Source organism: Prescottella equi, assembly GCF_020171745.1.
Taxonomy (GTDB): Bacteria; Actinomycetota; Actinomycetes; order Mycobacteriales; family Mycobacteriaceae; genus Prescottella; species Prescottella equi_A.
Genome location: NZ_JAIVAH010000022.1, coordinates 112,355 through 126,971, shown reverse-complemented (window position 1 = coordinate 126,971; position 14,617 = coordinate 112,355). Strand labels below are relative to the sequence as shown.

Here is a 14,617-nt window from a genome sequence, read left to right as displayed (position 1 = left end):
TCAGAGGGACTTCGCGACGAGACCGATGAGGTCCGCGAGACGGTTGGAGTAGCCCCACTCGTTGTCGTACCACGACACGATCTTGACCTGGTCGTCGATGACCTTGGTCAGGCCGGCGTCGAAGATCGAGGAGTGCGGATCGGTGACGATGTCCGAGGACACGATGGGAGCCTCGGTGTACTTCAGGATGCCCTTCAGCGGGCCCTCGGCGGCAGCCTTCATCGCGGCGTTGATCTCTTCGGCGGTGGCCGGCTTGCGCAGGTTCGCCGTGAGGTCGGTGACCGAGCCCGTGGGGATCGGCACGCGCAGCGCGTAGCCGTCGAGCTTGCCCAGCAGCTGCGGGAGGACCAGGCCGATGGCCTTGGCCGCGCCGGTGCCGGTCGGGACGATGTTCAGGGCCGCGGCACGCGCGCGACGCAGGTCGCTGTGCGGGGCATCCTGCAGGTTCTGATCCTGCGTGTACGCGTGGATCGTGGTCATCAGACCCTTGACGATGCCGAACTCGTCGTCGAGCACCTTGGCGATCGGGCCGAGGCAGTTGGTGGTGCACGAGGCGTTCGAGATGATGTTCTGGCTGCCGTCGTACTGGTCGTCGTTGACGCCCATGACCACGGTCAGGTCCTCGCCCTTGGCGGGCGCGGAGATGATGACCTTCTTGGCGCCGGCCTCGAGGTGACCCTTGGCCTTCGCGGCGTCGGTGAAGATGCCGGTGGACTCGACGACGACGTCGACGCCCAGCTCGCCCCAGGGCAGCTCGTTCAGCGGGCCGCGGTGCGCCAGCGCCTTGATCTTGGTGTCGCCCACGACGATGGTGTCTTCGCCCTCGAGCGAGACGTCGTACGGCAGGCGACCCAGGATGGAGTCGTACTTGAGCAGGTGAGCCAGCGTCGCGTTGTCCGTGAGGTCGTTGACCGCCACGATCTCGATGTCGGTGGTGCCGAGCGCCTTCTGCGCATCGACCGCCCTGAAGAAGTTACGTCCGATACGACCGAAGCCGTTGATGCCTACCCGGACCGTCACAGTTAGCTCCTTTGCCCATCTACTCTGGTGTGCAATTTCGCCCGCGAGAACCTCACGGGCGCGTTGATACCCACGCCGATCGAAACCGAAACGCGCGGGCCTCATCGGTCGATGTGAGTCCCACCCTAGTTGGCGCACCCCTGAATGCGCGCATCTGACCCGGTCACCGGAACCGGTTCAGGTCGCCGCTGAAGGGTGGGACGAGACGTCGATGCGACCGTTCGGTCGCCGTCAGGCCTCTTCGAGCAACTCGGGGGTCACCGCCGACTCCGTGTCGGGGAGCCCGAGGTCCTTCGCCTTGCGGTCCGCCATCGACAGCAGCCGGCGGATCCGTCCCGCCACCGCGTCCTTGGTCATCGGCGGGTCGGCGAGCTGGCCGAGTTCCTCGAGCGAAGCCTGCCGATGCTTGGCCCGCAGCGTGCCCGCAGCCGCGAGGTGGTCGGGGACGTCGGCCCCGAGGATCTCGAGCGCCCGCTCCACCCGGGCCGCCGCCGCGACCGCCGCGCGCGCCGACCGGCGCAGATTCGCGTCGTCGAAGTTCGCCAGGCGGTTGGCCGTCGCGCGCACCTCGCGGCGCATGCGGCGTTCCTCCCACGTCAGTCGCGTGTCCTGTGCACCCATCCGGGTGAGCAGGGCGCCGATCGCCTCGCCGTCGCGGACCACCACCCGGTCCGTGCCCCGCACCTCGCGGGCCTTGGCCGCGATGCCCAGCCGGCGGGCCGCGCCGACCAGGGCCAGTGCGGCCTCCGGACCGGGGCAGCTGATCTCGAGCGCCGACGAGCGGCCCGGTTCGGTGAGCGAACCGTGTGCCAGGAAGGCCCCGCGCCACGCCGCCTCGGCGTCGCCGACGCTGCCCCCGACCACCTGGGCCGGCAGCCCGCGCACCGGACGACCACGCATGTCGAGCAGGCCGGTCCGGCGCGCCAGCGCCTCGCCGTCCTTCGCGACACGGACGACGTAGCGCGAGCTCTTCCGCAGACCACCGGCGCTGAGCACGTGCACGTCCGACTGGTATCCGTACAGGTCGAGGATCTCGCCGCGCAGTCGCCGGGCGGTCGAGCCGAGATCCACCTCGGCCTCCACCACGACCCGGCCACCCACGATGTGCAGCCCGCCCGCGAACCGGAGCAGTGCCGACACCTCCGCCTTGCGGCAGCTGACCTGCGTGATCGCGAGCCTGCTGAGCTCGTCCTTGACCTCGGCTGTCATCGCCACGAGGCGCTCTCCCTTCCCCCGATTGTCCGTTCGGTGGCTCGCTCGATGTCGTGCCCGGTTGCCGACCCGGCCGGCGCTTGCCGGACCGCGAGGCTCGCGAGGACATCCGCGAGCTTGCCCGCATGATGCTTGTGGGTGCCGTCCTCGGCGACGTCCGCGTAGACCACCTCGGCGCCCAGGTGCGTCGCGGCGCGGCAGAGGTGGTCACGCTCGCGGCCCGCCGGGACCGATGCCGAATCGACGACGACGTGGTCGACGCGGAACTCGGGCGCGTGTTGGCACAGTACGTGGAGATGACGCTCGGCGGAGAATCCGGCGGTCTCCCCAGGCTCCGGCGCGAGGTTGAGGATCAGCACCTTCCGCGCCGGAGTGCGCAGCAGTCCGTCGAGCAGTTCGGGGACCAGCACGTGTGGGATGACGCTCGAGAACCAGGATCCGGGTCCGAGAACAGCGAGGTCGGCGGTCTCGAGAGCGGCGAGCGCGTCGGGGCAGGCCGGCGGGTCGGTCGGCAGCAGTCGTACGCGGCGCACCTTGCCCGGCGTGGTGGCCACCGCCACCTGTCCGCGAATGCAGCGGCTGACCCGCGGATCCGTCTCCAGACCCACGACGTCCGCCTCGATCTGCAGGGCCTGCGTCGACATCGGCAACACCCGCCCCTCCACCTGGAGCAGCCGGGCAACCGTGTCGAGCGCGGCGACCGGGTCGCCGAGGACCTCGGTCAGACCCGCGAGGATCAGGTTGCCGACGGAGTGGCCCGCGAGCGCGCCGGACCCCCCGAAGCGGTGCTGCACCGCCTCCGTCCACGACCGGACCTCGGGGGTCTGCGCGGCGAGCGCGGCGAGCGCCATCCGGAGGTCACCGGGCGGAATCATGCCGAGTTCGCTGCGGAGGCGGCCCGACGAGCCACCGTCGTCGGCGACCGTCACCACAGCGGTGACGTCGGAACTGAGCCGGCGGGCCGCGCTCAGCGTCGCGTACAGGCCGTGACCGCCGCCGAACGCGACGATCCGGGGCGGACGAGAGTCGGTAGTCGTCGATGCGTCTGTCATTCGCGCCCCACATCGCGGTGGACGACACGGACGGCCAGGCCGCCCTCTCGGCCGAGTCGCGCAGCGAGCGCCTCGGACATCGCGACGCTCCGATGCTTGCCGCCGGTGCAACCGACCGCGATCGTCATGTAGCGCTTTCCCTCCCGGCGGTAACCCGCCGTCGTCAGTTCGAGGAGTCGCATGAAGGTGTCGAGGTACTCCTCGGCACCGTCACGGGACAGGACGTAGTCCCGCACCGCCTCCTCCAGCCCGGTGTGCGGACGAAGTTCCGGAATCCAGTGCGGATTCGGCAGGAACCGCACATCGCACACCAGGTCGGCGTCCATGGGCAGCCCGTGCTTGAACCCGAAGGACTGCACCGTCACCTGGATCACGCTGCTGGCCTCGCCGCCGAACGCGGTCTCGATCTTCTCCCGCAACTCGCGCACGGCGAGCGCGGACGTGTCGACGACCAGATCGGCAGACGCCCGGACCTGCGCCAGCTTGGCCCGCTCCGCCGCGATTCCCTCGGACAGCGTGCCTTCCTTGCTGTCGCTCTGCAACGGATGACTGCGCCGCACGTGCTCGAAACGGCGGATCAGCACCGGATCGTTGGCCTCGAGGTAGAGCACCCGGATCTGTACCGGCATGGCCTCCAGGTCCGTGACCACGCGCCCGAGGTCGCCCGTGAACGGGCGGCTGCGGATGTCGATCACGACCGCGAGGCGTCGGATCGGCGGGTCGGACTCGACGCCGAGTTCGACCATCCGGGTGATCAGTTCGGGCGGCAGATTGTCGACGACGTACCAACCGAGATCCTCGAGCACCTTGGCGGCGGTGCTCAGCCCTGCTCCGGACAGCCCGGTGACGAGCGCGACCTCGACGTCTCCCCCACCGCGTTCCTGCTGGTCGTTCACTCGCGACTGTGTCCTGTTCGTTCCGATGCGCCGATGTCCGTCACATCATCCCCCACCACGACGCCTCCCGCAGCGACATCTGCGGCGGGCTCGGCACCGACCGCCGTTCCGGTCTGTCCGGATTGCGGTTCGGCGAGCGCCGCGAGCACTGCCTGCGCGGTGGCCACGCCGATGCCGGGAACCGCCGTGATCTCCTCGACCGTCGCCTCCCGCAGTTTGGCCACCGAGCCGAAGTGCGCGACGAGCGCGGTCCGCCGCGTCTCGCCGAGACCGCGCACCGAATCGAGAGCCGACGCCGTCATCCGACGCGACCGCTTGCTGCGGTGGAACGTGATGGCGAAGCGATGTGCCTCGTCGCGGACCCGCTGCAACAGGTACAGCGACTCGCTCGTGCGGGGCAGGATCACCGGGTCTTCCTCCCCCGGCACCCACACCTCCTCGAGGCGCTTGGCCAGACCGATCACCGCGACGTCGGTGACGCCGAGTTCGTCGAGCACTTCCGCGGCCGCATTGACCTGGGGAGCGCCGCCGTCGACCACGAACAGGTTCGGCGGGTACGCGAACCTGCGCGGCCGTCCCGTCTGTGGATCCAGCGCCGCCTCGGGAGCCTGGTCGCCGCCATCGGCACCGCCGTCGACACCACCACCGGCGGCGACGGCCGTGTTGTCCTTGTTGTGCCGCAGGAACCGCCGACGGGTGACCTCGGCGATACTCGCCACGTCGTCCGAGCGTCCGTCACCGGCGGCCTCCCGGATCGCGTAGTGCCGGTAGTCGGACTTGCGCGGCAGGCCGTCCTCGAACACCACGAGCGAGGCCACCACGTCGGTGCCCTGCACGTGACTGATGTCGACGCACTCGATCCGCAGCGGCGCCGAATCGAGGTCGAGTGCCTCCTGGATTCCCTGCAGCGCGGCCGATCTCGACGTGAAATCGCCGGCGCGCTTGAGCTTGTGCTGCGCCAGCGCCTCCTTCGCGTTCCGCTCGACGGTCTCGGCCAGCGCCTTCTTGTCGCCGCGCTGCGGGACGCGGAGCTTCACCGAGCTTCCGCGCAGCCCGCCGAGCCACTGCTGCAGACCGTCGACGTCACGCGGGAGCGCGGGCACGAGCACCTCGCGCGGCACCGCGTTCGCGGGCTGATCGGCCGGTGCGCCGCCGTCGGAGAGCGCGGCCTGCTCGCCGTAGAACTGGGTGAGGAATTGTTCGACGAGGATCTCCAACTCCGACTCCGCCCCGGCGTCGGCGGCGACCGCATCGCGTTCGATGACGTCACCCGCCTTCTCGACCACCCAGCCGCGCTGCCCGCGCACGCGCCCACCGCGGACGTGGAAGACCTGTACGGCCACCTCGAGTTCGTCGGATGCGAACGCCACCAGGTCGGCGTCGGTGCCGTCGCCGAGCACGACCGCCTGCTTCTCGAGTGCCTTCTTGAGCGCGCCGACGTCGTCACGCAGCCGCGCGGCGGTCTCGAAGTCGAGGTCTTCGGCCGCCTCCTGCATGCGGGTCTCGAGCTGCCGGACGAGACGGTCGGTGCGGCCCGACAGGAAGTCGCAGAAGTCCTCCACGATCTCCCGGTGTTCGGCGGCGCTCACTCGGCCGACGCACGGCGCCGAGCACTTGTCGATGTAGCCGAGCAGGCACGGACGGCCGATCTGGTTGTGGCGCTTGAACACTCCGGCCGAGCACGTGCGCGCCGGGAAGACCCGCAGCAGCAGGTCGAGCGTTTCGCGGATGGCCCACGCGTGGGAGTACGGGCCGAAGTAGCGCACCCCTTTGCGGCGGGGGCCGCGGTACACGAACAGCCGCGGGTACTCCTCATTGAGCGTCACAGCCAGGACCGGATACGTCTTGTCGTCCCGGTAGCGGACGTTGAACCGAGGGTCGAACTCCTTGATCCAGTTGTACTCGAGCTGAAGCGCCTCGACCTCGGTGCTGACGACGGTCCACTCGACACTGCCGGCCGTCGTCACCATCTGCCGGGTCCGCGGATGCAGCGACGACAGGTCGGCGAAGTACGAGTTGAGCCGCGACCGCAGGCTCTTCGCCTTGCCGACGTAGATCACCCGGCCGTGCGGGTCGCGGAACTTGTAGACGCCCGGTTCCACCGGGATGGTTCCCGGCGCGGGTCGATATGTGGAGGGATCGGGCACGATTCCAGGCTAGTCGGCGGTACCGACGGTCTTCACTCGGCGCGCGATCCCGTGTACTTCGCCTCGAGCTCGCGGAACCGGCGGACCGCCTGCACGGCGTGCTCGCGGTCGTTGGCCTGGATCGCCATCACCGGGACGTACTCGTCGTCGGGCAGGTCGATCCGCGCCCACGACGCGCCCTCACGGAACGACAGTCCCTGATCGAGATCCCAGTCGATGACGCGCTCACCGAGGATGTTGCGCACGGCGATCCCGCGCGGGCCGACCCGCAGACGCGGCCGGGTGAGCAGAAGCACACCACCGGCCAGGAGCAGGCCGATGCCCGCCATCGCGAACTGGTCCACGAGACGGAAGTACACACCCGTCGCCGACGTGCGCAGCAGGATCGCCAACGTCACGTGCACCAGCACGAGCACGCCGGCCGCGACCATCGCGTAGCGCGCCGACTTCTTGGACCGGACCTCGAACTCCCAGTCACCGCTGCTGCTCATCGCGAGGTCGACCCCGTCCGCTTCCGTCGCAGCTGGGCCAGGGTGACGGCGGTGTCGATCGCCGCCGCGCACGCCTCGCCGCCCTTGTCCTCCACCGAGCCCGGCAGACCGGAGCGGTCCAGCGCCTGCTTCTCGGTGTCGGTGGTGAGCACACCGTTGCCGACCGGAACACCCTCGTCCAGAGCGACCCGCGTCAGCCCGGCCGTCACCGCGTCGCACACGTACTCGAAATGCGGTGTGCCGCCACGGATGACGACACCGAGCGCGACGACGGCGTCGTGCGACTTCGCGAGTTCCTGCACCACGACCGGCAACTCGATCGCGCCCGCGACGCGGACGAGCGTCGGGTCCTCGATCTGGGCCTGCTTGGCGACCCGCTTGGCGCCCGCGACGAGCGCCTCGCTGATCTCGGGATGCCACTGTCCGGCGACGATCGCGAGCTTCAGGTTCTTCGCCATCCCCAGCTGGAGATCGGGGCGTCCCTCACCGCTCACAGCGCGTCACCGGCCTCGAACTCGTCCAGGCCGACCAGGTCGTGGCCCATGCGGTCACGCTTGGTGCGCAGGTACGTGAGGTTCTCGGCGTTCGCGCGCAGCGGCATCGGCACTCGATCGGTGATCTGGAGTCCGTAGCCGTCGAGCCCGACCCGCTTGGCCGGGTTGTTGGTGAGCAGGCGCATCGACTTGATGCCGAGGTCCACGAGGATCTGCGCGCCGATGCCGTAGTCCCGGGCGTCGGCCGGCAGACCGAGCTGGAGGTTGGCGTCGACCGTGTCGGAGCCGGCGTCCTGCAGCTGGTAGGCCTGCAGCTTGTGCATCAGGCCGATGCCGCGGCCCTCGTGGCCACGCATGTACAGGACCACGCCGCGGCCCTCCTGCGCGATCATGTCGAGCGCCGCGTCGAGCTGCGGACCGCAGTCGCAGCGCAGCGAGCCGAACACGTCACCGGTCAGGCACTCCGAGTGCACGCGGACCAGCACATCGTTGCCGTCGCCCTCAGCGATGTCGCCGCGCACCAGCGCGACGTGCTCGACCTCGTCGTAGATGCTCTTGTAGCCCACCGCGGTGAAGTCACCGTGCCGGGTGGGGATCCGCGCCTCGGCGACCCGCACGACGTGCTTCTCGTGCTTGCGGCGCCACGCGATGAGGTCCGCGATCGAGATCAGGGCCAGGTTGTGGTCGTCGGCGAACACGCGCAGCTCGTCGGTCTTGGCCATGTGGCCTTCGTCCTTCTGGCTGACGATCTCGCAGATGACGCCGGCGGGACGCAGGTCCGCCATGCGGGCGAGGTCGACCGCGGCCTCGGTGTGACCGGGGCGGCGCAGCACGCCGCCCTCCTTGGCGCGCAGCGGGACGACGTGACCCGGTCGGGTGAAGTCGTTGGCACCGCTCTCCGGGTCGGCCAGCAGGCGCATCGTCGCGGCACGGTCGGACGCCGAGATGCCGGTGCCGATCCCCTCGCGGGCGTCGACGGTCACCGTGTACGCGGTGCCGTGCTTGTCCTGGTTGGTCGCGTACATGGGCGGCAGGCCCAGCCGGTCGCAGTCCTCGCCGTCGAGCGGAACACACAGGTAGCCCGACGTGTAGCGCACCATGAACGCCACGAGTTCGGGGGTGGCCTTCTCGGCCGCGAAGATGAGGTCGCCCTCGTTTTCGCGGTCCTCGTCGTCGACGACCACAACCGCCTTACCTGCGGCGATGTCTGCGACTGCGCGCTCGATGCTGTCGAACCTGGTCACGTGCTTGGGCTCCAAAATCTTGAACTGGCGTGCTCGAGTATGTCCCGGCGCATCGCTTCAGATGCACCTCAACAGTACGACCTCGTGAGACGAGGTCGTTATTCCGGCTAGCGGCCGGCGGCCGTGTGCAGGCGCTCGACGTACTTGGCGATGACGTCGACCTCCAGGTTGACCGGCGTGCCCGGCTCCGCGGCACCGAGCGTGGTCAGCCCGAGCGTCGTCGGGATCAGCGAGATCTCGAAGTACTCGGCACCGGGCTCGCCGCCGAGCGCGGACACCGTCAGGGAGACGCCGTCGACCGTGATCGAACCCTTCTCCACCACGTAGCGGGAGATGCTCGACGGCAGCGAGACGCGCACCACGGTCCAGTTCTCGGACGGGCTGCGTGAAATGACGGTGCCGACGGTGTCGATGTGACCCTGGACGATGTGACCGCCGAGTCGGCTGTTGACGGCCGCGGCACGCTCGAGGTTGACCCGGCTGCCGATCTCGAGGGCCCCGAGGCTCGACCTGACCAGCGTCTCCCGCATGACGTCGGCGGTGAACGCCTCGCCGCCCTGGACGTCGACGACCGTCAGGCACACGCCGTTGACGGCGATCGAGTCGCCGTGACCCGCATCCGAAGTGACCAGCGGCCCCTTGACGGTGAAGCGGGCCGCGTCGGCCAGGTCTTCCTTGGCGACGATCTCGCCGAGTTCCTCGACGATTCCGGTGAACATGTCTTCGCTCACTCCTTGGATCGATTAACTACTGAGCCCGAGGGATCAGGTTCAACAACAGGTCGTCGCCGAGGACCTCGACGTTCTCCCGCCGAAACCGTAGCGCCTCGGCGATGGTGGACACTCCAGCGTCTTCCACTGCGTGGGACCCCGCACCCAGCACCACCGGCGCGATGTACGCCTGGATGCGATCGACTGCCCCGGCCGCGAGGAACGCGCCCGCGAGCCGCGGTCCCCCCTCGACCAGCACGTCGTCCTGATCAGCGAGCGCGGCCAGGATCTCGTCGACGTCGTGGGTGCGCAGTATCAGGGTGGGCGCCGCATCGTCCAGCACCCTCGCAGTGGCCGGGACGTCCCGCGTACCGACCACGACGCGCAGCGGTTGGCGCTCGGCGAGCGAGCCGTCGGGCAGTCGTGCGGTGAGCCGGGGATCGTCCGCGAGCACCGTCCCGGTCCCGACGACGATCGCGTCGAGCCGGGCCCGGTCGGTGTGCACCCGCGCCCGCGCCTCGGGACCGGTGATCCACTGGCTGGTGCCGTCCACGGCGGCGCTGCGGCCATCGAGGGTGGCGGCGAACTTCCAGGTCACGTGGGGGCGACCGGTGCGCTGGCGGTGCAGCCACGCGCGCAGCGGGCCACGCTCGACGTCGTCGGACCGCAGCCCGCCGGTCACCTCGATCCCGGCGCGTCGCAGCGTCTCCGCCCCACCCGCCGCGGCGGGGTTCGGATCGGCCACCGCGTAGTGCACCGCGCCGACCCCCGCGTCGATCAGGGCCTGCGAGCACGGACCGGTGCGGCCCTGGTGGTTGCACGGTTCGAGCGTGACGACCGCAATCCCGCCGCGGGCGCGCTCCCCTGCCGCGGCCAGCGCGACCACCTCGGCGTGCGGGCCGCCGGGCGGCTGCGTCGCGCCCACGCCGACGACCTCACCGGACGCGTCGAGGATCACCGCACCGACCGGAGGGTTGGGGCTGGTGGTGCCGCGCACGGCCTCGGACGCGTCGATCGCGAGCCGCATCGCGGCGTCGGGAGTGGTCACCGGAGGGCCGTCAGATCGAGAGCGTCAGGTGCGGCGACGCCTTCGCCGCCTGCTCACGCAGTCCGCGGACCGCGGCGGCCGGGTCGGCGGCACCGTAGACCGCGGAACCGGCGACGAAGCAGTCGATGCCGGCCTCGGCGGCCTGCTCGATGGTGTCGACGTTGATGCCGCCGTCGATCTCCACGAGCAACCGCAGCTCGCCGGCGTCGACGAGCTTGCGGACCGCCCGCGCCTTGTCGAGCACCTCCGGGATGAACGACTGACCGCCGAAGCCCGGCTCGACGCTCATCACGAGCAGCGTGTCGAAGCTCTTCAGGATCTCGAGGTACGGCTCGATGGGCGTGTTCGGCTTGATGCTCAGACCGGCCTTCGCGCCCGCGGCGCGGATGTCACGCGCGACCGAGATCGGGTCGTCGGTGGCCTCGGCGTGGAACGTCACGTTGTGCGCACCGGCCTCGGCGTACGGCGGCGCCCAACGACCCGGATCGTCGATCATCAGGTGGCAGTCGAGCGGGATGTCGGTGGCCTTCAGCAGGCTCTGCACGACGGGCAGGCCCAGCGTCAGGTTGGGGACGAAGTGGGCGTCCATGACGTCCACGTGCAGCCAGTCGGCGCCGGCCACGGCGTCGGCCTCCTCGGCGAGGCGCGCGAAATCGGCGGAGAGGATGGACGGTGCGATCATCGGGGTTGCCACGTCGGCGAGTTTAGTCGGCGGACGACGACCGATCGTCGGTGCCGGGGCGTCGCCGCGCCGGCTCCCGCCCCGCGGGCTGGGTCACCACCGGGCCGGCGGGCGGATGCACCGTCGGCATCACCCGAACCTCGTTGCGGTGCAACGTCACCGGCTTCCCGTCGTGATGCAGCGTCAGCTCGTCCCCCGCCGCGAGGTGATATCGCGTCTCCGTCCGATCGATCTCGACGCGCAGCCGGCATCCGGCGGCGGCGACGCCGAAGGCGAGGTGGTCGATGCCGCGCGGGAGCGTGGGCCGGAACGTGAGCCCGGCGCGGCGCCGGCGCGCACCCCCGAATCCCTGCACGAGCGCTATCCAGATCCCGGCCATCGACGCGAGGTGCAGCCCGTCCCTCGTGTTGTGCTCCAGGTCCTGCAGATCGATCATCGCCGTCTCGCCGAGGTAGTCGTACGCGAGATCCAGCGCGCCCACGTCGGCGGCGACCACCGCCTGACTGCACGCGGACAGTGACGAGTCCCGCACCGTGAGCCGCTCGTAGTACGCGAAGTTTCGCGCCTTCTGCTCCTCGGTGAACTCGTCCGGAACCCACTGCATCGCCAGCACGACGTCCGCCTGTTTCACGACCTGCTTGCGGTACAGATCGAAGTACGGAAAGTGCAGGAGCAACGGATAGTGCTCGACGGGCGTCGCCGCGAAATCCCAGACCTGCCGATCGGTGAACCCGGAGGACTGCGGGTGAACCCCGCGGTGTTCGTCGTACGGCACGTACATCCGCTCCGCAGCGGTGCGCCACCCGCCGAGTTCCTCGTCGGTGACACCCAGATCGGGCATCCGCTCCCGATGGCGCTCGACCACCAGGGCTGCCGCCTCGAGGTTCTCCCGGGCCATCAGGTTGGTGTACAGGTTGTTGCGCACCAGCGCGCTGTACTCGTCGGGGCCGGTGACGCCGTCGATACGGAAAGCGCCCTTGTCGTCGAAGTAGCCGATCGAACGCCACAGCCGCGCCGTCTCCACCAGCAGGTCCAGGCCGACGGTCCGCTCGAACTCGCCGTTGCCGTTGGTCCGGATGTAGCCGATCGCCGCTCGAGCGACCGCCGCGTTCACGTGGAATGCCGCCGCACCGGCCGGCCAATAGCCGCTGCACTCCTTGCCGGTGATCGTCCGCCACGGGAACGCCGCGCCTGCGAATCCCAGCTGCCGGGCGCGGTCGCGGGCCTGATCGAGCGTCGAGTGCCGCCAGCCGAGCGCATCGGCGACGGCCTGCGGCAGCACCGACGTCAGTACGGGCAGCACGAACATCTCGGTGTCCCAGAACGCATGACCGTCGTAACCACGGCCGGTGAGCCCCTTCGACGCGACCGCGGTCCCCTCGGCCCGGGCCGACGCCTGCAGGATGTGGAACAGCGCGAAGCGCACCGCCTGCTGGACCTCGGGATCGCCGCCGACGGTCACGTCCGCGTGTGCCCAGAACGTGTCGAGGTAGGCGCGCTGCTCCGAAACCAGTCCGCTCCAGCCGCTCTCGCGAGCCAGCGTCAACTCCCCCGCCACCTGGTCCCGCATCGCGGGCGGGGTGCGGCGGGCCGACCACGCGTGCGAGACGTACTTGACCATGCGGACGCGCTCGCCCTTCGCCAGTTCCGAACTTATCGTCACCCGCCCCTGGTCCGGGTAGCTCTCGACGTCGATCTGCACATCCGGCCCGGTCACCTCGTGGTCCATCGCGACGGCGATCCGCAAGCCGCTACCCGCGGTCGTGTGGGTCAGTTGGACGAGCGCCTCGTGGTCGAAATGCTCCTCGGCACACAACGGTTCCGCCAGCACCGCCGCCGCGCGCGGATCGGCCTCCTGCTGGGGCATCGGTTCGTTCGCCACCAGTTCCGACTGGAGCACCACCCGAGTCGGTCCGTCGAGTGGCTCCACCACGTACTCGATCGCTCCGATCGTGCGCTGGGTGAACGACACCAGCCGCGTCGTGGTGAGACGGATGGTTCTGCCCGCGGGCGATCGCCACTCGACCTTCCGCCGCAGCACGCCGGCCCGCAGATCCAGTTCCTGCTCGTGCAGCAGCAGTTTCCCGCGCCGGACGTCGAACGGCTCGTCGTCGACGAGCAGGCGCACGATCTTGCCGTCTGTGACGTTGATGATCGTCTCGCCCGAGTCCGGGTAGCCGTAGCCGGGTTCGGCGTACGGCATCGGCCGCACCTCGTACACGCCGGACAGGTAGCTGCCGGGGAGCCCGTGCGGATCGCCCTCGTCGAGGTTGCCGCGCCACCCGAGGTGGCCGTTCGCCAGCGCGAACAGCGACTCGCTCTGCGCCAGGACGTCGAGGTCCAGGCTGGTGGCGCGCAGGCTCCACGGTTCGACGGTGAAGGCGGGATGGGTGATCATGCGGCCGTCCTCCCACTCGGGGGCACGGTCCGCTGTGATCGGACCGCTCAGTCCACGCTAGGACAGCGACGCGCTCACGGCACGAGAACGGCGGCGCCGCCGAACACTCCGCCCGCGAGGTCCGCGAGCGCCTTGTCGGCCGAGTCGAGCGGGTATCGGTGCGCGCTGACCCGCAGCCGGTGCTGCTGCGCGAAGGCGAGGAACTCGCGCGCGTCCTCGCGGGTGTTCGCGGTGACACTGCGCAGTTGCCGCTCCCGGAACAGGTCGCGCTGGTAGTTCAGCGGCGGGATGTCGCTGAGGTGGATGCCCGCGAGCGCGAGCGTCCCGCCGGCGTCGAGCGCCTCGAGCGCGGGCGGCACGAGGTCGCCGGCGGGCGCGAACAGGATCGCCGAGTCCAGCGGTTCCGGCGGCGGATCCGCCGCCCCCTGCACGGACGCCGCACCGAGACTGAACGCCAGCTCGCGGGCCTCCTCGCCCCGGGTCATCACGTGCACCCGTGCGCCGCGGGCGAGGGCGACCTGCGCGGTCAGGTGGGCGCTCCCCCCGAACCCGTAGATCCCCAGCCGACCGCCCTCGGGCAGCTCCGCCCGCTGCAGCGAGCGGTAGCCGATGATGCCCGCGCACAGCAGCGGCGCCAACTCGACGACCGGATAGCCCGTGGGCAGTTCGAGCGCATAGTCGGCGGGCACCGTCGTGTATTCGGCGTAGCCGCCGTCCGCATCCCAGCCGGTGTACGTCGAATAGGGGCACAGGTTCTCGTCGCCGCGCACGCAGTACCGGCAGTGTCCGCACGTGCCCCGCAGCCACGCGACACCCACCCGCTGCCCCACCGAGAAACGGCCACCGGCCTCGTCACCGACCCCGACCACCTCACCGATCACCTCGTGCCCGGGCACCACGTTGAGCCGGTGCGGTGGCAACTCACCCTCGACGACGTGCAGGTCGGTCCGGCAGACGCCACACGCCAGAACCTTGACCAACAGGTCCTTGCTCGTCGGGCGGGGCAGCAGCTCACGCCCCAGCTCGAGCGGACGGTCGGTGAGTGGGCCCGGTCTCGTCGTCCGCCAGGCCCGCATAGTGGTGGCCGGCATCGTCGTTGCCGAGGTGCGCGAGTTGTCCGTCCGCATACAAGATCCGTACTTCGTCGCTGAGGCGCCGGCGGAACCGGAACACGGCATCGTCGGACGGTGCCGCGGTCGCCACCTACCAGGATGCCTGCTTCG

At 70.1% G+C, this 14,617-nt stretch carries 13 protein-coding genes; all 13 read right to left on the bottom strand.

All coding sequences use genetic code 11. The features are described 5' to 3' along the window. The 13 genes from gap to LCL87_RS18555 all read right to left on the bottom strand — a co-directional run bounded on the left by gap (position 1) and on the right by LCL87_RS18555 (position 14,485). Positions 1-1,020, bottom strand: a complete 1,020-nt coding sequence (gene gap, locus LCL87_RS18615) for a type I glyceraldehyde-3-phosphate dehydrogenase (protein WP_031937510.1) — start codon at positions 1,018-1,020, stop codon at positions 1-3. 231 nt (positions 1,021-1,251) lie between these two features. After that, positions 1,252-2,235 carry a DNA-binding protein WhiA gene (whiA, locus tag LCL87_RS18610; protein WP_510850803.1) on the bottom strand — a complete coding sequence of 328 codons (984 nt, stop codon included), beginning with the start codon at positions 2,233-2,235 and terminating at the stop codon, positions 1,252-1,254. Further along, on the bottom strand, positions 2,226-3,284 hold the full coding sequence (locus LCL87_RS18605; protein ID WP_225022372.1) for a uridine diphosphate-N-acetylglucosamine-binding protein YvcK: 1,059 nt from the start codon (positions 3,282-3,284) through the stop codon (positions 2,226-2,228). The genes whiA and LCL87_RS18605 overlap by 10 nt, the downstream gene beginning before the upstream one ends. Continuing rightward, positions 3,281-4,180 carry an RNase adapter RapZ gene (gene rapZ, locus LCL87_RS18600; RefSeq protein WP_225022370.1) on the bottom strand — a complete coding sequence of 300 codons (900 nt, stop codon included), beginning with the start codon at positions 4,178-4,180 and terminating at the stop codon, positions 3,281-3,283. Before rapZ ends, LCL87_RS18605 begins: the two co-directional genes overlap by 4 nt. Continuing rightward, positions 4,177-6,327 (bottom strand): excinuclease ABC subunit UvrC, encoded by a 2,151-nt coding sequence (gene uvrC / locus LCL87_RS18595; protein WP_225022368.1) that lies wholly within the window; start codon positions 6,325-6,327, stop codon positions 4,177-4,179. Before uvrC ends, rapZ begins: the two co-directional genes overlap by 4 nt. A 32-nt stretch (positions 6,328-6,359) precedes the next feature. Beyond that, positions 6,360-6,818: a PH domain-containing protein gene (locus LCL87_RS18590; protein WP_225022366.1), complete on the bottom strand. Its 459-nt coding sequence runs from the start codon at positions 6,816-6,818 to the stop codon at positions 6,360-6,362. Continuing rightward, a complete protein-coding gene (gene ribH, locus LCL87_RS18585) occupies positions 6,815-7,312 on the bottom strand; it encodes a 6,7-dimethyl-8-ribityllumazine synthase (RefSeq protein WP_225022364.1) in 498 nt (165 codons plus the stop codon). Before ribH ends, LCL87_RS18590 begins: the two co-directional genes overlap by 4 nt. Further along, entirely contained in the window at positions 7,309-8,556 is a 1,248-nt protein-coding gene (locus LCL87_RS18580) for a bifunctional 3,4-dihydroxy-2-butanone-4-phosphate synthase/GTP cyclohydrolase II (RefSeq protein WP_225022362.1), read from the bottom strand. Before LCL87_RS18580 ends, ribH begins: the two co-directional genes overlap by 4 nt. 107 nt (positions 8,557-8,663) lie before the next feature. Further along, entirely contained in the window at positions 8,664-9,275 is a 612-nt protein-coding gene (locus LCL87_RS18575) for a riboflavin synthase (RefSeq protein ID WP_225022360.1), read from the bottom strand. A 28-nt stretch (positions 9,276-9,303) separates the two neighbouring features. Then, on the bottom strand, positions 9,304-10,293 hold the full coding sequence (ribD, locus tag LCL87_RS18570; protein WP_225022659.1) for a bifunctional diaminohydroxyphosphoribosylaminopyrimidine deaminase/5-amino-6-(5-phosphoribosylamino)uracil reductase RibD: 990 nt from the start codon (positions 10,291-10,293) through the stop codon (positions 9,304-9,306). A 31-nt stretch (positions 10,294-10,324) separates the two neighbouring features. Continuing rightward, positions 10,325-11,008, bottom strand: coding sequence for a ribulose-phosphate 3-epimerase (gene rpe, locus LCL87_RS18565; RefSeq protein WP_225022358.1), 684 nt, complete (start codon positions 11,006-11,008; stop codon positions 10,325-10,327). A 10-nt stretch (positions 11,009-11,018) separates the two neighbouring features. After that, positions 11,019-13,394 carry a glycosyl hydrolase family 65 domain-containing protein gene (locus LCL87_RS18560; RefSeq protein ID WP_225022356.1) on the bottom strand — a complete coding sequence of 792 codons (2,376 nt, stop codon included), beginning with the start codon at positions 13,392-13,394 and terminating at the stop codon, positions 11,019-11,021. Positions 13,395-13,468: 74 nt separating this feature from the next. Then, positions 13,469-14,485 carry a zinc-binding alcohol dehydrogenase family protein gene (locus LCL87_RS18555; RefSeq protein WP_225022657.1) on the bottom strand — a complete coding sequence of 339 codons (1,017 nt, stop codon included), beginning with the start codon at positions 14,483-14,485 and terminating at the stop codon, positions 13,469-13,471. Positions 14,486-14,617: the final 132 nt, after the last annotated feature.